The sequence below is a fragment of the Streptomyces sp. XH2 genome (assembly GCF_049725035.1).
Classification (GTDB): domain Bacteria; phylum Actinomycetota; class Actinomycetes; order Streptomycetales; family Streptomycetaceae; genus Streptomyces; species Streptomyces roseoverticillatus.
Window position 1 is genome coordinate 167,095 of record NZ_JBMMMZ010000012.1, and the last position, 19,051, is coordinate 186,145.

The window sequence follows — 19,051 nt, forward strand, 5'->3', positions numbered from 1 at the left end:
GGCCCGGCCGGCGTTCTTGCGCGTCAGGAACGCAAGCCGTTGTCGACGGCCGTCATCAGCGTGCCGCTGTCCCCGGACATCTCCCAGATCATCACGCCGCCCAGCTTCTGGCCCTTGAGCCAGGCCGTCTTCTTTCCGATCGACCACGCGTCGTCGAACGTCCACCACTGCCCGGCGTTGCCGGTGTACCCGTACGTGGCGACGGACTGTTCGTCGTGGTAGATCGTCAGGCCCGCGACGGACGCGAGCAGGTTGTCGTAGCCGCGCGTCCCCGCCTCCTCCGGGAACTGGCCGGGCGCCGCCCCGTTCGCCGTCTGCCAGACGCCCCGCTCGCCGCCGTCGGCGACCTGCTGCCAGCCGCGCCCGTAGAAGGCGAGCCCGAGCACGACCTTCTTCGGGTCGACGCCCGCGTCGAGGTAGGTCCGCACGGTCTTGTCCACGCTGAACTTCGTGGTGTACGGGTCCTTGGTGTCCTGGTAGAGGTTCCCCTGGTGGCCCGTGCGGCCCGGTTCCCAGCTGTTGTCGCTGCCGGAGCCGTGGAAGTCGTAGCCCTGGACGTTGGCGAAGTCCATGTAGTCCAAGACGCTGGGCGTGCCGTCCTTCGTGGTGATGTCCCAGCCGGCCTCGATCTTCGCCGGGTCGGCCGGGGTGAAGGCGGTGAGCAGGTACTTCTTGCCCGTCGTCGCGCTCAGGGCGTCGAGCTGCCGGCGGAACTCGGCGAACAACAAGGTGTTGTTGGCCTTGTCGTCCTTCGAGACGTGGTTGCCGGCGTGGCCCTCGGAGCCCGGCCACTCCCAGTCGATGTCGAAGCCGTCGAAGATCCCGGCGGCGGTGCCGGGCCCGCCGCGGCCGTTGGTGACCGGCAGGTCGCCCTTGATGTACATGTCGATGCAGGACTTCACGAACTTCTGCCGGGACGCGTCCGTCCTGGCGACGTCCGAGAAGTACTTGCTGTAGGTCCAGCCGCCGATCGACATATTGATCTTGAGGTCGGGGTGCTTGGTCTTGAGCTTCCTCAGCTGGTTGAAGTTGCCGGCCAGCTTCTGGTCCCAGGTGTCGCCGACGCCGTCGACGGACTCGCCGGCCCCGAAGCCCTTCTCGTAGTCGGCCCAGGAGTCACCCGCGCCGTCGCCCTGGCTGGGGTCCTGCGGGTTGGGCGTGGTGGCCTTCGTGACGCCATTGAGACAGGTGAGGTCGGTGGGATGGATGTTGGAGAAGGAGTAGTTGAGGTGGGTGAGCTTCGCGGCGGCGCCCGTGCTCTCCAGTGACTTCACGGTGTAGCCGCGGCCGTAGATGCCCCACTGCACGAAGTAGCCCACCTTGGCGTAGCCCGTGCCGGGCTGCGGCTGTCCGCCGCCCTTCGTACGCACGGTCAGCGGCGGGCTGGCCTTGCCGGTCTGGTCGGCGCTGTCCCGGGCGACGACGGTGTACGTGTAGTCGGTGCCGGGGGTCAGGCCGGTGTCGGTGTAGGCGAGCTTGGCGACCGTGGCGGCCTTCACCGTGCCGCGGTAGACGTCGTAGTTCTTGATGCCCTTGTCGTCGGTGGCGGCGGGCCACTTCAGGGAGACGGAGGTGTCGGTGACCGCGGTGGCCTGCGGGGTGCCGGGGGCGGTCGGCGGTTTGTCGGTGCCGCCGCCGCTGGCCGTGCGGATCGTGGCGGACGGGCTCGCCGGGCCGGTCTGGCCGGCCGAGTCGCGGGCGACGACCTTGTAGGTGTAGTCGGTGTCCGGGCTGAGGCCGGTGTCGGTGAAGGCGGTGCCGGAGACCGTGCTGACCACGCTGTCGCCGCGGTAGACGTCGTAGTTCTTGACGGCCTTGTCGTCGGTGGCGGGGGCCCAGGTCAGCGCGATGCTGTTCGCGGTGACCCCGGTGGAGGAGGGCTGCCCGGGGGCGCTGGGCGGGGTGTCGGCGGAGGAGCCGTCGCAGGGCCCGCCGTCGAGCTTGCAGCCGGCCGGTGCGCCGTCGCCGGAGGCGACGAAGCCGAAGGTGACGCTCGCGCCGGGCGCGATGGTGCCGTTGTACTCGCGGTTCTTCGCGGTGTAGTGGGAGCCCGAGCTCGTGAGCAGGGCGTCCCAGTAGGCGCCGACCGTGGTGGCGGCGGGGAAGTCCCACTCCACGGTCCAGGCGCTGATGGTGGTCGTGCCCGTGTTCTTGACGGTCCACTCCGCCTGGAAGCCCGTCCCCCAGTCGGAGGTCTTGGCGAACGTCGCCGTGGCGGAGGGCGCTGCGTGGGCGGGGGCCGCCAGGCCGACGAGGGCGGCGGCGGGGAGGGCGAGCGCGGCCAGGGCGACCACGGCTCTTCGTAAGGTGCGACCGATGCTTCCTGAGGTACCTGTGCTCAAAGCGCTCAAGGGGGTGCTCCTCGGCGAGAGGTGCGGACAGGTGGGGGGTGCGCAGTTGCTCGGGGAGCGTAGAAAGGTCCGTACCAATGGTCAAGAGGACTGGACCAGTCCCCACTCCTGCGCCAGCACCGCCGCCTGCACCCGGCTGCGCAGCTCCAGCTTGCCGAGCAACCTGCTGACGTGCGTCTTCGCCGTCGCCTCCGCCATCCCCAGGCGGCCCGCGATCTCCGCGTTCGACAGCCCCTCACCCAGCGCGCCCAGCACCTCGCGCTCGCGCCGGGTCAGCGACTCCAGCCCGGCCGGCTCCGCCGCGTCCGCCCGCCGCCCCTGCGCCGGGCGCGCGAACTCGGCGATCAGACGGCGCGTCACCGCGGGGGAGATCAGCCCCTCGCCGCGCCCCACGGCCCGCACGGCCGCGATGAGCTCCGCGGCGTCGCTGTCCTTGAGCAGGAACCCCGCCGCGCCCGCGCGCAGCGCCCCGAACACGTACTCGTCCAGGTCGAAGGTGGTCAGCACCAGGACGTCCGCCAGCTGCTCGGCCACGACCTGCCGGGTCGCCGACACCCCGTCCAGACGCGGCATCTGCACGTCCATCAGCACCAGGTCCGGACGCAGTTCGCGGGCCAGCCGGACGGCCTCCTCGCCGTCGCCGGCCTCCCCGACGACCTCGATGCCGGGCGCCGAGCGCAGGATGAGGACCAGCCCGGAGCGCACGGACGCCTGGTCCTCCGCGACCAGGATGCGGATGCTGCCGGTCGGTTCTGTCGTCACGGTGATCCCTCCTCCGGTACGGGCAGCACCGCCCGCACGCGCCATCGCTTGCCGTCCGGACCGGCCTCCGGGCCCGCCTCGAACTCCCCGTCCAGCAGCGCCACCCGCTCGCCCATGCCGACCAGCCCCGCCCCCGAGCCGGGCGCGCGCGGCACCGGCCCGTCGCCGTACGCGCTGCTGACCTCCACCGCCAGGTGCCCGCCGCCCTCCCGCGCCAGACGCACCGTCACCGGGCCGGGGGCCGCGTGCTTGACCGCGTTGGTGAGCGACTCCTGGACGATGCGGTACGCGGCGAGCTCGATCGGCGCGGGCAGCGGGCCCGGCCCGCGGGCGTCGTCCAGCGCGAACGCGAACCGCGGGTCGGCCGCGGCCTTGCGGGCCTGCTCCAGCAGGACGTCGAGGCCGTCGAGCCGGGGCGCCGCCGCGGGCTCGTCGTCGGCGCCGCCGGGCCGGCGCAGGATGGTGATGAGGCGGCGCATCTCGGCCAGCCCCTGCACGCTGTTCTCGCGGATGACGCCCAGCGCCCGGCTCGACGCCTCCGGGTCGGCGATCGACAGCGCGGCCGTGGAATGGATCGCGATGGCCGACAAGTGCCCCGCGACCATGTCGTGCAGCTCGCGCGCCATCCGCGCCCGCTCGGCGCCCACCGCCTCCCGGCGGTCCAGCTCGGCGAGCAGCGCCGTCCGCTCGGCCTCCAGACGGGCCGAGTGCGCCGCGTCGCGGTGCCGGCGGATGCCCGCGCCCGTCCACGCCGGCACGATGAGGATCGCCCCGACGCCGCAGCCGATCACCAGGGCCGTCGGCTCGCGCATCAGCGCCAGGGCCAGCAGCGTCGCCAGGACGGTCAGCACCTCGGTGACGCGGGGGATCAGCCTGGCGACGGACGCCCGTCCGTACAGCACCGCCGCGTAGATGACGTCCGTGTACATCGCGATCGTCGCGATGAGCGAGCCCGTGCCGATGTCGAGGCCGAGCGTGAGCGTGCCGACGGCGAGGGCCGTCAGCGGGGCGGTGCGCCGCAGCAGCTCGGCACCGCACATGATGACCAGCGGCACCAGCGACAGCCAGCCGGGCAGCGCGTCCAGCGGCGGGTTGTTGTGCAGGCCGAGGAACCACAGCGCCAGGCCCCCGAGCAGGCCCGTGGCCGCGATGAGCACGGCGTCGCGGTCGGGACGGCGGGGGAGGCGGACGGACATGCGTACATCACAGCACGCGGCGGGGGCCGCGGGGACGGGCCGGGGGAGGGTGCGGCAGGCCGCGCACTACATCGAAGGATGCAGTCCCGAATCGTCGCTCGCGACGACGATTGCGCTGGTCACGGCGGGGAGCCTGGAGGGGAGGGAAGGGAGAGGACCGTGATCGTCACGCTGATCGTCGCCTGCGAGGTCGGCTTCTGGGTGCTGCTGGCCGGCGGGCTGAGCCTGCGCTACCTGGCCAGGATGCCCCGCGCGGGGATCGCGGTGCTGCTGCTGGAGCCCGTGCTGGAGCTCGTCCTGCTGATCGCGACCGCCGTCGACCTGAAGAACGGCGCGGAGCCCGACATCAGGCACGGCCTGGCCGCGGTCTACCTCGGCTATTCGGTCGGCCTCGGCCACGCCACCGTCAAGTGGGTCGACGTGCGCTTCGCCCACCGCTTCGCGGGCGGCCCGCCGCCGGTCAAGCCGCCGAAGCACGGCCGGGAGCGGGCCGTCCACGAGTGGCGGACGGCCGCCCGCTGGCTCCTGTCCTGCGCGGTCGCCCTCGCCCTGCTCCAGGCGGCCATCTGGTACGTGGGGGACGCGGGCGACACCAGCTCGCTGCGGGGCTGGCAGTCGAGGGTGCTGTTCGTGGCCGGGATCAACCTGGTCATCGCGCTGAGCTACACGATCTGGCCGAAGCGGGCCCCGGCGGCGGAGCGGGACCGGGCCCCGGCCCCGGAGGAGCTGAAGCGCTGACGCTTCAGCTCGGCCGGCGCCTCAGCGGTTCTCGCCGGGGACCCACAGGACGTCCCCGACCTCCTTGTTCGCCGTCCTGGCAAGGATGAACAGGAGGTCGGAGAGGCGGTTGAGGTACGTCGCCGTCAGGGGGTTCATGATGTCCGCGTGGAGCTCCATCGCCGCCCACGTGGACCGCTCCGCGCGGCGGACGATCGTGCACGCCTGGTGCAGCAGCGCCGCCCCCGGCGTCCCCCCGGGAAGAATGAAGCTGCGCAGCTTCTCCAGGTCCTCCAGGAAGCGGTCGCAGTCCGCCTCCAGCTTGTCGATGTAGGACTGCTCGACGCGCAGCGGCGGGTACTTGGGGTTCTCGGCCACCGGCGTGGCCAGGTCGGCGCCCACGTCGAAGAGGTCGTTCTGGATGCGGACGAGGACCTGGACGATCTCCGCGGGCAGCTGCCCGAGCGCGATGGCCACGCCGATCGCGGCGTTGGCCTCGTTGGCGTCGGCGTAGGCCGCGATCCGGGTGTCGGTCTTCACGGTGCGGCTCATGTCGCCGAGGGCCGTCGTGCCGGTGTCACCGGTGCGGGTGTAAATGCGCGTCAGGTTGACCATGGGTACGAGCGTAGCCACTGCCCGCCGCACCGCCGAGGCCGACGCGCAACCCGGCCACCCCTGTGACGCCCGGGGCTTATGGGGCTCAACTGCACTGTGGGGACGGGCCAGTGGGCGCCCCGGTGTGATGTCCGTCATGGGGGACGTGACGCGCATCTCTTACCGCCCAACCGCGCCGCGACGAGCGCTAATCTCCGGCCGAGAGAGTGCGTACAGAACAGCTCTGAGCACAGGGAGTAAGGGGACAGCCGTGGCCAAGAAGCTCGCCGTCATCGGGGCCGGACTGATGGGGTCCGGGATCGCGCAGGTGTCCGCCCAGGCCGGGTGGGACGTCGTGCTGCGCGACGTCACCGACGCGGCGCTGCAGCGGGGCACGGACGGCATCAAGGCCTCGTACGAGAAGTTCGTCGCGAAGGGCAAGCTGGAGGCCGCCGCGGCCGAGCAGGCGCTGGCCCGGATCACCACCACCACGGACCTGGACGCGGCCGCCGACGCGGACATCGTGGTCGAAGCCGTCTTCGAGGACATCGACACCAAGCGGGACATCTTCCGCACCCTGGACGGCTTGGTGAAGGAGGAGACCGTCCTCGCCTCGAACACCTCCGCCATCCCGATCACCAAGATCGCCGCGGCCACGCAGCGCCCCGAGCGCGTCGTCGGCGCGCACTTCTTCTCGCCGGTGCCGATGATGCAGCTGTGCGAGCTGGTCCGCGGCTACAAGACCAGCGACGAGACCCTGGCGAAGGCCCGGGAGTTCGCCGAGGGCGTCGGCAAGACCTGCATCGTCGTCAACCGCGACGTCGCCGGCTTCGTCACCACCCGCCTGATCTCCGCCCTCGTCGTCGAGGCCGTCAAGCTGTACGAGTCGGGCGTGGCCACCGCCGAGGACATCGACATCGCCTGCAAGCTGGGCTTCGGCCACGCGATGGGCCCGCTGGCCACCGCCGACCTCACCGGCATCGACATCCTCATGCACGCCACGGGGAACATCTACACCGAGTGCCAGGACGAGAAGTTCGCGCCGCCGGAGCTCATGCGCCGCATGGTCGACGCGGGCGACCTCGGCCGCAAGAGCGGCCAGGGCTTCTACCAGCACTGAACCGACGCCGACCGGGTAGCCGATATCTAGTTCACCCGCCCGGGTGAATTAGGTATCGGTTCGCCCATGAACGGCAACCTTGTCGTGTGAGAGCCAGTCAGTTCTTGAGAACCGCACGTGCCACAAGAGCCGCAGGGCGACACCGTCATCACGCACCATCGGACATCACTCCGGGAGCGCACATGCACATCAGGGGCGACCACGCCGAACTGGTCGTCGGGGGCCGCCTCGACGTCCGCAGTGCGGCGGACGCCCGTACGGTCCTGCACTCCGCCCTCGACTCGGGCCGAGGCGACCTCGTGCTCGACCTCACCGAGCTGGATTCGTGGGACGCCACCGGCCTCGGCGTCATCATGGGCGCCCACCGCCGCGCCGGCCGCACCGGCCGCCGCCTCGTCCTGCGCGGCGTGCCCGACCGCATGCAGCGGCTCCTCGTCGCCACCCGGCTGCACCGCATTCTCGCCATCGAAGGCGGCATCGGCGCCGCGTCATGAGACTGTGACGTGCCCCGGGCAGCGGGGCGCCCGTCGCTTCATGGATACTGTGCCCAGGTCTGAGGTTCGGTTTTCCCGCCGCTAAAGGGCCGCATAACAGAGCCCACGGCGGGCACCGATGAAGCGCCGGCCGGCACGCCCGGCCGAGGGTTGAAGGAGTGGGGCAGGCCGGAAGGGCAGACGGCACGCCACGCAATTGGGGGGCTTTCACCATGGACCCGACGAACCGACCCGAGGCATTCGGCGAGGGCGCCCACGAGCCCGCGGACGACCGCGGCCCGCGCGACCTGCCGGGCACCGACGGAGACTTCGGAGCCGCCGGAGACGCGGCACAGGGCGCCCCCGGCCTCGCCAGAGTCGTCCGCCTCGTCGCCGGTGACTACGCCGTCACCGTCAACCCCGTCGACGGCAGCGAGATCGAGCCCTGCCTGCCCGGCGACGTGCCCCCGCCCCCCGGCCGGCACACCACCGACGAGCGCGCCGAGCTGCTCCGCGCCGCCGCGCCTCCGCCGCCCGCCCGCCAGGCCGGCCCCGAACTGCCCCTGCTGCACCGCCAGGAGGAGCGCGAGCGGCTCGCCCGGCTGCTCTCGCGCGGCCGCTCCGTCCGGCTGACCGGCCCCGCCGGCTCCGGCCGCAGCGCCCTGCTGGACGCCGTCGCCGAGGACTGCGCCGGCCTCGCCCCCGACGGCGTCGTCCGCCTCACCGGCTACCACCGCACCGTCACCGACGTGCTGTACGACCTGTTCGCCGCCGTGCACCACGCGCCCCAGCACCGCCCCGACCGGGCCGCGCTGCTCGGCTTCGTCCGCGACATCGGTGCCGTCGTCGTCCTGGACGACCTCGAATTCGGCGGCGCCGCCCTGGACGAGCTCCTCGACGCCACCCCCGAGTGCGCCTTCCTCTTCTCCGCCACCCCCGACATCGCCGCCCCCTCCGCCGACTCGCACGTCGAAGAGGTCTTCCTCGGCGGCCTCGACCGCACCGCCTGCCTGGAGCTCCTGGAGCTCTGCGTCGACCGGCCCCTCACCGACGAGGAGGCCGGCTGGGCAGCCGACCTGTGGTTCGAGTCCGAGGGCCTGCCGCTGCGCTTCGTCCAGGCCGGCGCGCTGCTGCGGCTCGGGGCGCCGCCCGCCGACGGCCGCGGGAGCGAGGCGCCCGCCGCCGACTCCGCCGCCGACGAGTTCGGCGTCGTCGCCGAGCGGCCCTACGTCGCCGCCGCCGAGGCCGACACGGGCGCCGACCACGGCGGCGCGCCGCTGCCCTCCCTCGCCGACGCCTGCCGCCCGGCCGTCCCGCTCGCCTCCCGGCTCGGCGACGCCGCCCGCGACACCCTGCGCTTCGCCGTCGCCCTCGGCGGCGAGGTCCCGCACCAGGCCCACCTGCCCGCCCTCGCCGGCGACACCCACGCCGACGCGGCCGTCGGCGAGCTGCTCGCCGCCGGCCTGATCACCACCGTCGCCGGGCACTACCGCCTCGCCGCGGGCGTCGCCGCCCAGCTCACCGCCGAGGGGTACGGCAGCGACGCCGCCGAGCGCGCCCACTCCGCCGCCCAGCACTACGCCTGGTGGTCCGGCCACCCCTCCGTCACCCCCGAGCGGGCCGCCGCCGAGGCCGACGCGATCCTCGCCACCCTCGCGGCCCTCGCCGCCGAGGGCGACCCCGGCCACCGCGCCGCCGCCGTCCTCCTCGCCCGCACCGCCGCGCCCGCCTTCGCCGCCGCCCTCCACTGGAGCGCCTGGGAGCGCGTCCTGCGCTATGGCCAGGAGGCCGCCCGGCGCGCCGGAGAGGTCGGCGAAGAGGCCTACTTCCACCACGAGTTGGGCGTCCTGGCGCTCTGCACCGGCAATCTCCAGCGGGCCCGCGCCGAGCTGGAGGCCTCGGTCGGCATGCGCGGGGTCATGGCCGACAAGCGCGGCGCCATAGCGGGCCGCCGGGCGCTCGCGCTGGTCGCCGACCGCTCCGGGTTCACCCCGGCCGGCCCGGCGGGCAGCCCCGCGGGAGGCCCGTCCGCCGCCGCGCCCCGGCCCGACGCCGGCCGTCCCGGCGCCGTACCGCCCGTGGCGCCGCAGGCCGTGCCCCGGCCCGGCGGGTCCGCCGGGCGCACGCCCGCAGGCGAGGAGATCCCGGCCGCCCGCAGCGAGCAGTCCGCGGTGCCGCCGTCCGTGCCCGCCTCCGCCTCCCCGACGGCCCCCGGCTCCGGCCCCGACCCGGACCAGGTCGCCACCACCGTCATCGCCCGCCTCGCGGCCGAGCGCGACCGCAAGCAGCGCGGCCCCGCGCGGCAGCCCTGGGCCCGGCAGATGATGATGGGCGGCGCCCGCCGCAACCTCGTCGCGGCCGGCGCGGGCGCCCTGCTCGCCGCGGTCCTCGGCACCGTCGTCACCCTGGGGATCACCTCCGGCGGTCAGGACGGTAAGTCGCCCGAACGGGTGAAGCCGGGACAGTCCGCCTCGCAGCAGGACGGCGACAACGGCCTCACCGCCGACCAGCGGGACCCCGGCGAGGCCGGGCACGCCCAGGTGCCGGGCAAGCCCGGCAAGCCGGGCCGCTCGCCCGGCGCGGGCAGCTCCGGCTCGGCCTCTCCGGGCGCCTCCGGCAGCACGTCGCCGAGCGGCGCCCCGGGCACGAGCGGCGAGCCGTCCGCCCCGCCGTCCTCGGGCGGCACGTCGCCGAGCCCGTCGCACTCGCCGAGCAGCAAGCCCTCGCACTCGGTCCCGCCGAGCGGCGGCGGCGCCAGCAGCCAGCCCTCGTCGAAGCCCCCGACGTCGCCGCCCACGTCCTCCGCGCCGTCGCAGCCCGCCGGCGGCGGTTCGAGCTCGGCGAGCGGCCCCGTCGGCGGCAGCAGCAGCCAGTCGGCCGCCAGCGGCCCGACCGGCAGCAAGCCGGCGGACGGCAGCGTCAGCGTCAGCCCGTCGACCTCGGGGGCCTGAGCAGCACAACGCCGTACGGGCTTGAGTCCGCTGAGACAGCGGGCTCAAGCCCGTACGGCGTTGCCCCGGCGCGGGAACGCGAACGCCGGACGGGCGGCACGGCCCGTCCGGCGTCCGGTGACGCTCCCGCGGCGCGGCTCAGAACAGCCGCAGCTTGTCGTCCTCGATGCCGCGCAGCGCGTCGTAGTCCAGGACGACGCAGCCGATGCCGCGGTCCGTGGCCAGCACGCGCGCCTGCGGCTTGATCTCCTGGGCCGCGAAGACGCCGCGCACGGGCGCCAGGTGCGGGTCGCGGTTGAGGAGCTCCAGATAGCGTGTGAGCTGCTCCACACCATCGATCTCGCCACGTCGCTTGATCTCCACGGCCACCGTCGCGCCGTCGGCGTCGCGGCAGAGGATGTCCACCGGGCCGATCGCCGTGGGGTACTCGCGGCGGATCAGGGTGTAGCCGTCGCCGAGCGTCTCGATGCGGTCCGCGAGGAGCTCCTGGAGGTGCGCTTCCACGCCGTCCTTGATGAGGCCGGGGTCCACGCCGAGCTCGTGGGAGGAGTCGTGCAGCACTTCCTCCATCGTGATGATCAGCTTCTCGCCCGCCTTGTTGACCACGGTCCACACGCTTCCGTCGCCCTCCTTGAGGGTGCACGGCGGGGACATCCAGTTGAGCGGTTTGTAGGCGCGGTCGTCCGCATGGATCGAGACGCTGCCGTCCGCCTTGACGAGGATGAGCCGCGGGGCGGAGGGGAGGTGGGCGGTGAGCCGGCCCGCGTAGTCCACGGAGCAACGGGCGATGACGAGACGCATGGTGCGCAACGCTACTCGACTCCTGCCCCCTGACGCGATTCGCCCCTGATGGGCCCCTTCGCCGTTGGCTGGTTGTCGGTGCGTTCTCCTGGTGCGCCCGCAGTGGCCGAATTACCGTTGAAGCGGGCGGTCGTCGTACGGGCACGGGGCGTCGTCGTCCGCTCGCCCATCCGTGAGACCCCGCTCGCGGGGTCGCGAGAGGAGAACCCATGTCGCTCGACGTCTCACCGGCCCTCCTTGAACAGGCCGAGCGAGGCGAGGTCGATGAAGCGGAATTCGTCGACTGCGTCCGGACCTCCCTGCCGTACGCGTGGGAGATGATCGGCTCCCTGGTGGCCCGGCTCAGGATCGACGGTGGCGAGTTCGCCGACAACCAGACGCCTCCGCCGGACGAGCAGGCCCGCGGCCAGCTGCTGCGCGCGCTGGCCAGTGACGCCATCCGCGGTGCGCTGGAGCGGCACTTCGGAGTGCGGCTGGCCTTCCAGAACTGCCACCGGGTGGCGGTCTTCCCGCTCGCCCCGGAGGCGGACGAGCGTCTCGCCCGCTTCACGTCGATCCGGGGCCAGCTGCTGAACCAGTCCCCGGAGCTCCGGGACTGCTGAGGCGTTCGTGCTGCCGCTCCGCATGCGGGAGGTGTCGAGTGCGGTGCGGGAGCGGCAGCAGCCCCGGGAGGGAGGCCGGAGGGAGGGCCGGCGGGCTCAGCCGAGCAGCGGCAGCACTTCGCTGCCGAGCCGGCGGAGGTTGTCCTCGGTGGCGGCGAGGTCCCCGGAGCCCTCGGCCAGCAGGGCGAAGCGCGTGATGCCCGTGCGCTCCGCGGTGGCGGCGAGGCGGTCGGCGCACAGCCGCGGCGGGCCGACGGGGTGCAGCTCGCACAGCAGCCGGGTGTATTCGACGGGATCACGCATCGCGCGGGCCCTGCCGTCGACCGTGACATGGGCGGAGAGCCCCTGGTGCAGCCAGCCCGGCATGGCCTTGGTGAGCGTCTCCGCGGCCTCCTGGTGCCGGTCCCCGACCTGCACGACGCCGGCCGCGACGTGCGCGGCCGCGGCGACCTCCTCGGGCGAACGCCCCGCCTCCAGCGAGCACTTGCGCCACAGGGCGACCATCTCCGCCTTCTCCGCGTCCCCGCTGTGCATCCCGAGCAGCATGGGCAGCCCCTGCGCGGCCGCGAGACGGACGCTCGACGGCGAGGTGCAGGCCACGACGACGGGCGGGCCGGAACGATCCTCCAGGTCGTCGGGGCGCGGGACGACCGGCACCGCACGGAAGCGGAACCGGGGCCCGTCGGCGCCCACGCGGGGCTCGCGCAGCCACCGCATCAGCAGGCCCAGGGATTCGGGGAAGCCCTCCTCGTACGCCGCCACACCGGAGTTGAAGACCTCCAGGTCGACCCAGGGGCCGCCGCGGCCCACCCCGAGGGTGAACCGGCCCTCCGAGGCGAGGTGCAGCATGGCCGCCTGCTCGCCGAGGGCCACGGGGTGGACCGTGGGCAGCACGCTGACGGCGGTGCCCACCCGGATCCGGCGGGTGCGGCCGAGGGCCAGCGCCGCGAGGGTGACCGCCGACGGGCAGACGCCGTACGGCACGAAGTGGTGTTCGGCGAACCAGACCGCATCCAGGCCCGCCTCTTCGGCGACCACCGCCGTCCGCACGGCCCGGTGCAGGGCCTCGGCGTGCCCCTGGCCCGGGAACTGGGCGGCCAGGACGAATGCTCCAACGCGCATCGCTCTTGCTCCTCCTAGCGACCGACGCGGCATCCCCCACCGGAAATAACGGCTGACACGTGCCCTGGGCACGGCCCCGCGTTAAGTTTTCATGATGATCGGGAGAGCGCCCGGTGAGGGGCCGGGGGGACGCCTGCCCACCACGGTGACTCTGACGCGTAACCTGGTCACGGCCCGTAGCTCTCCGACCATCCGAGGTGCCCCGTGTCTCCGCGCCGAAACCGCCCGCGAGGCGGCGCAGACAAGCAGTCCGACGCTCCGCGCGCGGAGGGCGGCGACCGCTACGGCCTGGAGCGCACGGAGGAATGGCAGGGGGAGGAGTGGGTGGTCCGCACGCTCGGCGGCGGCGCGGCCACGAAGCACTACCGCTGCCCCGGCTGCGACCAGGAGATCCCGCCGGGGGTACCGCACTTGGTGGCGTGGCCGCAGTACGGGGCCGGCGTCGAGGACCGGCGGCACTGGCACAAGTCCTGCTGGAACGCGAGGGACCGCCGGAGCGCGAGGCTCCAGCGGTCCCGTAACGCACCGCGGTACTAGGCCTGTCGGCGGTGCCCGAGGCCTGCGACGGAAGAGGGAGCGCCCGCCGCCACGGCGGTGGTCCACCGCGGCGGGGGTCCGGCGGAATCCGCCGTCACCGCAGCCGGCGCGTCCGCCGTCCCGCCGGGGGCATTACGCGTCGCGCTTCAGCAGCGAGGCGTACGCGCCGCCGAGCGCGACCGCCGCGGCGATCGCGATGACCCACAGCGGGTCCCAGCCGCTGAGGCTGGTGCCCGACTCCTGGCCCGAGGCGCCGTAGAAGACCGACAGCAGCATCGGGATCGAGTACTCGAACAGCGCCTTGCGGACGCTCGACAGGCTCTCCGTGTACATGAACATCGCCACGACGAGCGGCGCCAGCACGAGGCCCAGCATCACCGTGATCGCACCGGCGGAGTGCCGCAGCATGGTGCCCACGGCGAGCGAGACGATCCCGAGCAGGCCGATGAACAGGCTCGTGCCGACCGTCACCTTGAACCAGTCGCCGCCGGTGGCGGCGAACTCGGACTGGTCGTCCAGCATCGCGACGTCGACCACCGCCACCAGCGCCGTGGACGCCAGGGTGATCACGAACGACAGGGCGAAGAAGACGACGGCCTTGGCCGTCAGCACGCGCGCGCGGTCCGGGCAGGCGGTCAGCGTCGTACGGATCATGCCCGTGCCGTACTCGGAGGAGATCGTCAGCACGCCGAGCGTGATCACGCAGATCATGCCGAGCATCACGCTGAAGAACCCGCCGGCCAGGGCCGTCGAGCCGCTCATCTTGCTGTCGGAGGCGTCGACGCCGGCCGCGATGAGCAGACCGAGACCGACGATGATCGCCACCATGACGCTCAGCGTCCAGATCGTCGAGCGCACGGAGCGGATCTTCGTCCACTCGGCCGCGAGGGCGTCCATGAGCGTCGCCTTGCGCACCGGGATCGGCGAGACGTAGCCGACGGGACCGGGCGCGCCGCCCGCGGGCGCGGTGCCGGGCCAGTAGCCGGGTGCGGCGTGCGGCGGGACCTGCGGGGCGCTCTGCGGAGCCGCCGGGTGGGCCGCCTGGGGCTGGGGGGTGGTCATCGGGCGTCCTCGCTGTCGCGCTTGGTGAGGTCGGCAGGGGCGGGGGCGGGGGCGGCCGCCGGGGGCTGCGGGGCGGCGGCCGGGGGCTGCGCGTACGGGTTGGGCTGCTCGCCCGGCAGGACGGGGTAGGGGTTGCCCTGCGGCGGGGCCCAGCCCTGCGGGGCGCCGGCGCCGGGGTGGCCGTAGCCGTGGCCCGGGGGCGGCGGGGCGAGGGCCGCGACCTGGTCGGCCGTCGAGCGGTAGTCGACCGCGCCCTGCGTCATCCGCATGTACGCCTCCTCCAGGGAGGCCTGGTGCGGCGAGAGCTCCCACAGGCGGACGTCGGCCCCGTGGGCGACGTCGCTGATCCGGGGGAGCGGCAGGCCGGTGACGCGCAGCCCGCCGTCCGGCTCGGACAGCACCTGGCCGCCGGCCTCGACGAGCGCGGCCGTGAGCTTCTCGCGGCTCTCCGGCTCGGTCTCGGGGGTGCGCACGCGCGCGAAGTCCGCGGAGTTCGCGGAGATGAAGTCCTTGACGCTCATGTCGGCCATGAGCTGGCCGCGGCCGATCACGATCAGGTGGTCGGCGGTCAGGGCCATCTCGCTCATCAGGTGCGAGGAGACGAAGACCGTACGGCCCTCGGCCGCGAGCTGCTTCATCAGGTTGCGGACCCAGAGGATGCCCTCGGGGTCGAGGCCGTTGACCGGCTCGTCGAAGAGCAGCACCTGGGGGTCGCCGAGCAGCGCGGCGGCGATGCCGAGGCGCTGGCCCATGCCCAGCGAGAAGCCCTTGGAACGGCGCTTCGCGACGTCCTGCAGGCCGACGACGCCGAGGACCTCGTCCACCCGGCGAGCCGGGATGCCGCCGAGCTGGGCGAGCGAGAGCAGGTGGTGGTAGGCGCTGCGCCCGCCGTGCACGGCCTTGGCGTCGAGCAGCGCGCCGACCTGGCGCGGGGCGTTGGGCAGGCTGCGGAAGGGGTGGCCGCCGATGGTCACGCGCCCGGACGTGGGTTCGTCCAGGCCCAGGATCATGCGCATGGTCGTCGACTTGCCGGATCCGTTCGGACCCAGGAAGCCGGTGACGGCTCCGGGCCGCACCTGGAACGACAGATTGTGTACGGCCGTCTTGGCGCCGTAGCGCTTTGTCAGACCGACTGCCTCGATCATTCTCCGCCCCTCGCGAGCTCTTTTGGGCGTAAGGCCCCGTAAGGGTTAGGAGCATAACGAGGAGCTGACGGTTCCCGTTACTCGTGGTCAAGCTCGGGGAGGCCCTCGGACCGGGCCCAGCCCGCCCGGTGGAAGACCGCCCTCCCCTCGGCCCGCACCGCCTCGTCCGCCCGCGCCCGCTCCACCCAGCGCTCCGGTCCGGGGCCGAGGAGCGCGCGCAGCTCCGCCGAGGCCGCCAGCAGGTCGGCCAGGAGGGCGCCCTGATCGCCGCCGCCGGGCCGCGGCCGCCCGGTGGCGGGGTCGGCGAGGACGCCGTGCAGGCTCACGTACAGATACGCGCCGCCGAGCGGCTCCCCGGACGGCAGCGTCATGGGGAAGGCGCCGCCCGGCACCCACACCCGGCGGTAGTTGAATTCGGTTTCGTCGACGGCGGCCAGCTGCGCGGGGTCCAGCCAGCCCGCGACGAGCGTGTGCCGGGCAGCGGGATCGGCGTAGGGCGCAGCCGCCACGTAGCCGTGCCGCCCGATGTGCGCGGAGCAGCCGATGCCGATGCCGCGCACTTGGACGGGCACCATCGGCACGGTGGCGCCCGTGTCGCCGTCCGTGTCGCCGTCCGTGCCGCGCAGGGTGAGCTTGTGGTGCAGCTGGGCGGGGGAGGCGTTGGAGCCGACGGCGAGGACGGGGCGGCGCGCGCCGCTGCGCGCGGCGCCGAGCCGGTCGAGGAACTCGTCGAGCGCGGGCTCGGTGGCGGGGCCCGCGCCCGGCGGGGGCGCGCCGGACGGCGCACGGCCCTCGGCACCCGGCCGCCCGCCGCTCGGCGAGGCGGCGTTCGCCGGACCGGCGCCGCCCGGCGAACGCGCCGGGTCCGCGGCCGGGCCGCTCGCCATCCCCGTCACCACCCGCCACTCGCCCAGCGGCCCGGGGGCCGGCCGCAGGGGCAGCAGCCGCCCGTCCGTCAGCAGAGCCGGCTCCTCGACGGGGCGGCCGGGGTACGTCAGCGGCAGCTCGGCGGGAGCGCCGTCGAGCCCGAGGGCCCGCAGACTCCGGTCGGTCAAGGCGGCTCCTCGATCACGGGTGGCGGCGCGGCGCGGCACCATCGGTCGTCCGTCACGTACGGTTCGGCCCGGCCCGGCCCGGCACCGCCGGTCAGGCTCGTGGTGGTGTCCCGCCGCGGCGGCGGAAGGACAGGCATGCGGAGCGGCTTGCCGAGGCCCGTCGGGTGGGCGACACCCCGCCGGCCGGGCGGCACCCAACAGCCGGGCGACACCCGCCGCCGCCCGGGAGAGGGCCCCGTCGCCGGGACACGACGCCGCCCGGGAGAGAACGCCCGCCACCAGGGCACGGCAGCACCACTCCGAAAAGACTGCCCGTCGCAACGGCGATCCACCCCCGCGGCGAGGCCCGGCGGAACGCTCCGTCACCGGGACGCCTACGTACCCGGTCCTCCGTCGGCAAGGCGGCGAGGCTCGGCGGAATGCGCCAGTCGCCGGGACCTCTGCGTACTGGTACTCCGTCCGCAAGGCCGCGTCGGCCCGGCGGAACATCCCCAGGACCTCTGCGTACCGGTACCCGGTCCTCCGTCCGCAAGGCCGCGTCGGCCCGGCGGAACGCTCCGTCACCGGCACCCCTACGTACCCGGTGCTCCGTCCGCAAGGCGGCGCCGACCCGGCGGAACGACCCGTCACCGGAACCGTCCCGCACCGGCAAAACCGCCGGCAAGGCGCTACGCGTCGCGCCGCTTCAGCACCGCGTACCCGCCCGCCAGCGCCGCCACCACCCACACCGCCATGATCGCGAAGCCGCCCCACGGCCCGTACGGGGCGTCGTCCCCGATCGTCACCACCTGCATGACCTTGCGGCCGGCCTGGTCGGGCAGGTACTGCGCGACCTTCTTCGTGGCGCTCACCGCGCCGAGGATGTTGGAGATGATGAAGAAGAACGGCATGAGAATGCCGAGCGAGAGCATGGGGCTGCGCAGCATCGCCGCGATGCCCATCGAGAACACCGCGATCAGCGTCATATAGAGGCCGCCGCCGATCACCGCGCGCAGGACGTGCGCATCGCCGATCGACGTCCGGTGGCCGGCGAGCATCGCCTGGCCGATGAAGAAGGAGACAAAGCTCGTCGCCATCGCGATCACGAACGCGACGAGCGCCGCAACGGTGATCTTGCTGAAGAGGAACGTGCCGCGTTGCGGAACCGCCGCCAGGGAAGTCCGGATCATTCCGGTGCTGTATTCATTGGTCACCACCAGCACCCCGAACACGATCATGGCGAGCTGGCCGAGTCCCATTCCCGCGAAACTCGTAAAGGTCGGGTCGAAATTCACCCGCTCCTTCGGCGGCATTTGATTGAAGTTACTGCTGGTGAAAGCACTGATGAGGGCGCCGAGCGCCACGGTCACCACCAGTGCGAGGCCGAGCGTCCACACCGTCGACCGCACCGATTTGATCTTCGTCCATTCCGACTGCAGGACCTGCCCCACCACCGCCATCGTCAGGATCCCTTCTTCCGCCAGTCGGCTCCCCACCCGGCGCCGGCCGGGGCCGCTTCGCCGCCCGGCGGGGCGTCCGCACCCGGTGGTGCGCTGTGCGCGTGGTACTCCACCGACTCGGCGGTGAGCTGCATGAAGGCCTCTTCCAGGGACGCCTGCTGGGGGCTCAGCTCGTGCAGGACGAGCTTGTGGCGCGCGGCGAGCTCGCCCAGCTCCGCCGCCTCCGTGCCGTCGACCTCCAGATGGCCGTCCTCGGTGGTCACCGCGGTGACCCCGGCCCCCGCCAGCACGTCCAGCAGCCGCTCCACCTCGGGCGAGCGCAGCCGTACGTACGACCGCGAGTTCTGCTTGATGAAGTCCGCCATCGAGCGGTCGGCGAGCAGCCGGCCCTGGCCGATGACGATCAGGTGGTCGGCGGTCAGGGCCATCTCGCTCATCAGGTGCGAGGAGACGAAGACCGTGCGCCCCTGGGCGGCGAGGTTCTTCATCAGATTGCGGATCCAGTGGATGCCCTCGGGATCCAGCCCGTTGACGGGCTCGTCGAACATCAGGATCTGCGGGTCGCCCAGCAGCGCGCCCGCGATGCCCAGTCGCTGCCCCATGCCGAGCGAGAAGCCCTTGGAGCGCTTTCCGGCCACCGAGGCGAGGCCGACCGTGTCCAGAACCTCACGGACGCGGGCCTTCGGGATGCCGTTGCTCTGCGCCAGACACAGGAGGTGGTTGTGGGCGCTGCGACCGCCGTGCATCGCCTTGGCGTCCAGCAGGGCGCCGACGGTCCGCAGCGGGTCCCGCAGCTGCCGGTAGTGCTGCCCGTCGATGAGGACCGTGCCGTCGGTGGGCCGGTCGAGGTCGAGCATCATCCGCATCGTCGTGGACTTGCCCGCACCGTTGGGCCCCAGGAAGCCGGTGACGATCCCGGGCCGCACGGTGCAGGTGAGACCGTCGACGGCGAGCTTCTCGCCGTAGCGCTTGGTCAGGCCCTGCAGCTCGATCATTCCGCCACGGTAAGGGTGACCGGCGGGTCCTGCCAGCGGTAGCGGCCCGTCCGTGTGCGGAGGACACCCGTTCGGCCGTGCGGGACGGCGGGATGGCCCCCGGACCGCTGCCCTGCGCGCCCGCACGAG

General features: G+C 73.4%; 17 protein-coding genes. 6 read left to right on the top strand and 11 right to left on the bottom strand.

The window, feature by feature from the left end:
* Positions 1–23: 23 nt before the first annotated feature.
* The 3 genes from ACOTKD_RS24715 to ACOTKD_RS24725 all read right to left on the bottom strand — a co-directional run bounded on the left by ACOTKD_RS24715 (position 24) and on the right by ACOTKD_RS24725 (position 4,309).
* The gene (locus ACOTKD_RS24715) at positions 24–2,294 is read right to left on the bottom strand and encodes a glycosyl hydrolase family 18 protein (RefSeq protein ID WP_424891204.1); all 2,271 of its coding nucleotides are present in this window, start codon (positions 2,292–2,294) and stop codon (positions 24–26) included.
* A gap of 138 nt (positions 2,295–2,432) precedes the next feature.
* Positions 2,433–3,113, bottom strand: a complete 681-nt coding sequence (locus ACOTKD_RS24720; RefSeq protein ID WP_424891205.1) for a response regulator — start codon at positions 3,111–3,113, stop codon at positions 2,433–2,435.
* Positions 3,110–4,309, bottom strand: coding sequence for a sensor histidine kinase (locus ACOTKD_RS24725; RefSeq protein WP_424891206.1), 1,200 nt, complete (start codon positions 4,307–4,309; stop codon positions 3,110–3,112). The genes ACOTKD_RS24720 and ACOTKD_RS24725 overlap by 4 nt, the downstream gene beginning before the upstream one ends.
* A 159-nt stretch (positions 4,310–4,468) precedes the next feature.
* Here ACOTKD_RS24725 and ACOTKD_RS24730 point away from each other — a divergent pair, with 159 nt between their 5' ends.
* Positions 4,469–5,047 (top strand): hypothetical protein, encoded by a 579-nt coding sequence (locus tag ACOTKD_RS24730; protein ID WP_424891207.1) that lies wholly within the window; start codon positions 4,469–4,471, stop codon positions 5,045–5,047.
* Positions 5,048–5,068: 21 nt separating this feature from the next.
* On the opposite strand, the gene ACOTKD_RS24735 is transcribed toward ACOTKD_RS24730, so the two are convergent.
* Entirely contained in the window at positions 5,069–5,641 is a 573-nt protein-coding gene (locus ACOTKD_RS24735; RefSeq protein WP_424891208.1) for a cob(I)yrinic acid a,c-diamide adenosyltransferase, read from the bottom strand.
* 250 nt (positions 5,642–5,891) lie between these two features.
* Between ACOTKD_RS24735 and ACOTKD_RS24740 the strand changes: the two genes are divergently transcribed.
* The 3 genes from ACOTKD_RS24740 (at position 5,892) to ACOTKD_RS24750 (ending at position 10,164) form a co-directional block, all read left to right on the top strand.
* The gene (locus ACOTKD_RS24740) at positions 5,892–6,740 is read left to right on the top strand and encodes a 3-hydroxyacyl-CoA dehydrogenase family protein (protein WP_424891209.1); all 849 of its coding nucleotides are present in this window, start codon (positions 5,892–5,894) and stop codon (positions 6,738–6,740) included.
* A 182-nt stretch (positions 6,741–6,922) separates the two neighbouring features.
* Entirely contained in the window at positions 6,923–7,234 is a 312-nt protein-coding gene (locus ACOTKD_RS24745; protein ID WP_030368012.1) for an STAS domain-containing protein, read from the top strand.
* Positions 7,235–7,446: 212 nt separating this feature from the next.
* Complete coding sequence (locus ACOTKD_RS24750) at positions 7,447–10,164, top strand: ATP-binding protein (RefSeq protein ID WP_424891210.1); 2,718 nt, start codon at positions 7,447–7,449, stop codon at positions 10,162–10,164.
* A 138-nt stretch (positions 10,165–10,302) separates the two neighbouring features.
* Here the strand turns inward: ACOTKD_RS24750 and nucS are convergent, their stop codons facing one another.
* Entirely contained in the window at positions 10,303–10,965 is a 663-nt protein-coding gene (nucS, locus tag ACOTKD_RS24755) for an endonuclease NucS (RefSeq protein WP_189383280.1), read from the bottom strand.
* A gap of 209 nt (positions 10,966–11,174) precedes the next feature.
* Between nucS and ACOTKD_RS24760 the strand changes: the two genes are divergently transcribed.
* Positions 11,175–11,567 carry an SCO5389 family protein gene (locus ACOTKD_RS24760; protein WP_235486060.1) on the top strand — a complete coding sequence of 131 codons (393 nt, stop codon included), beginning with the start codon at positions 11,175–11,177 and terminating at the stop codon, positions 11,565–11,567.
* 96 nt (positions 11,568–11,663) lie between these two features.
* Here the strand turns inward: ACOTKD_RS24760 and ACOTKD_RS24765 are convergent, their stop codons facing one another.
* On the bottom strand, positions 11,664–12,689 hold the full coding sequence (locus ACOTKD_RS24765; RefSeq protein WP_424891211.1) for an LLM class flavin-dependent oxidoreductase: 1,026 nt from the start codon (positions 12,687–12,689) through the stop codon (positions 11,664–11,666).
* Positions 12,690–12,893: 204 nt separating this feature from the next.
* On the opposite strand from ACOTKD_RS24765, the gene ACOTKD_RS24770 reads away from it, so the two are divergent.
* Positions 12,894–13,226, top strand: a complete 333-nt coding sequence (locus ACOTKD_RS24770) for an ATP/GTP-binding protein (RefSeq protein ID WP_424891212.1) — start codon at positions 12,894–12,896, stop codon at positions 13,224–13,226.
* 132 nt (positions 13,227–13,358) lie between these two features.
* On the opposite strand, the gene ACOTKD_RS24775 is transcribed toward ACOTKD_RS24770, so the two are convergent.
* The 5 genes from ACOTKD_RS24775 to ACOTKD_RS24795 form a co-directional block, all read right to left on the bottom strand.
* Complete coding sequence (locus tag ACOTKD_RS24775) at positions 13,359–14,288, bottom strand: ABC transporter permease (protein WP_424891213.1); 930 nt, start codon at positions 14,286–14,288, stop codon at positions 13,359–13,361.
* A complete protein-coding gene (locus tag ACOTKD_RS24780) occupies positions 14,285–15,433 on the bottom strand; it encodes an ABC transporter ATP-binding protein (protein ID WP_424891214.1) in 1,149 nt (382 codons plus the stop codon). The genes ACOTKD_RS24775 and ACOTKD_RS24780 overlap by 4 nt, the downstream gene beginning before the upstream one ends.
* 77 nt (positions 15,434–15,510) lie before the next feature.
* Positions 15,511–16,488, bottom strand: coding sequence for a hypothetical protein (locus tag ACOTKD_RS24785; protein ID WP_424891215.1), 978 nt, complete (start codon positions 16,486–16,488; stop codon positions 15,511–15,513).
* Between the two features lie 668 nt (positions 16,489–17,156).
* Positions 17,157–17,927, bottom strand: a complete 771-nt coding sequence (locus ACOTKD_RS24790; protein WP_424891216.1) for an ABC transporter permease — start codon at positions 17,925–17,927, stop codon at positions 17,157–17,159.
* 2 nt (positions 17,928–17,929) lie between these two features.
* On the bottom strand, positions 17,930–18,922 hold the full coding sequence (locus ACOTKD_RS24795; RefSeq protein ID WP_424891217.1) for an ATP-binding cassette domain-containing protein: 993 nt from the start codon (positions 18,920–18,922) through the stop codon (positions 17,930–17,932).
* Positions 18,923–19,051: the final 129 nt, after the last annotated feature.

Excerpts from the sequence above, each read along its gene's own strand:
- ACOTKD_RS24725 (WP_424891206.1), bottom strand. The coding sequence starts at position 4,309 with ATGTCCGTCCGCCTCCCCCGCCGTCCCGACCGCGACGCCGTGCTCATC.
- ACOTKD_RS24735 (WP_424891208.1), bottom strand. The coding sequence starts at position 5,641 with ATGGTCAACCTGACGCGCATTTACACCCGCACCGGTGACACCGGCACG.
- ACOTKD_RS24745 (WP_030368012.1), top strand. The coding sequence starts at position 6,923 with ATGCACATCAGGGGCGACCACGCCGAACTGGTCGTCGGGGGCCGCCTC.
- ACOTKD_RS24750 (WP_424891210.1), top strand. The coding sequence starts at position 7,447 with ATGGACCCGACGAACCGACCCGAGGCATTCGGCGAGGGCGCCCACGAG.
- nucS (WP_189383280.1), bottom strand. The coding sequence starts at position 10,965 with ATGCGTCTCGTCATCGCCCGTTGCTCCGTGGACTACGCGGGCCGGCTC.
- ACOTKD_RS24760 (WP_235486060.1), top strand. The coding sequence starts at position 11,175 with ATGTCGCTCGACGTCTCACCGGCCCTCCTTGAACAGGCCGAGCGAGGC.
- ACOTKD_RS24765 (WP_424891211.1), bottom strand. The coding sequence starts at position 12,689 with ATGCGCGTTGGAGCATTCGTCCTGGCCGCCCAGTTCCCGGGCCAGGGG.
- ACOTKD_RS24775 (WP_424891213.1), bottom strand. The coding sequence starts at position 14,288 with ATGACCACCCCCCAGCCCCAGGCGGCCCACCCGGCGGCTCCGCAGAGC.
- ACOTKD_RS24780 (WP_424891214.1), bottom strand. The coding sequence starts at position 15,433 with ATGATCGAGGCAGTCGGTCTGACAAAGCGCTACGGCGCCAAGACGGCC.
- ACOTKD_RS24790 (WP_424891216.1), bottom strand. The coding sequence starts at position 17,927 with ATGGCGGTGGTGGGGCAGGTCCTGCAGTCGGAATGGACGAAGATCAAA.
- ACOTKD_RS24795 (WP_424891217.1), bottom strand. The coding sequence starts at position 18,922 with ATGATCGAGCTGCAGGGCCTGACCAAGCGCTACGGCGAGAAGCTCGCC.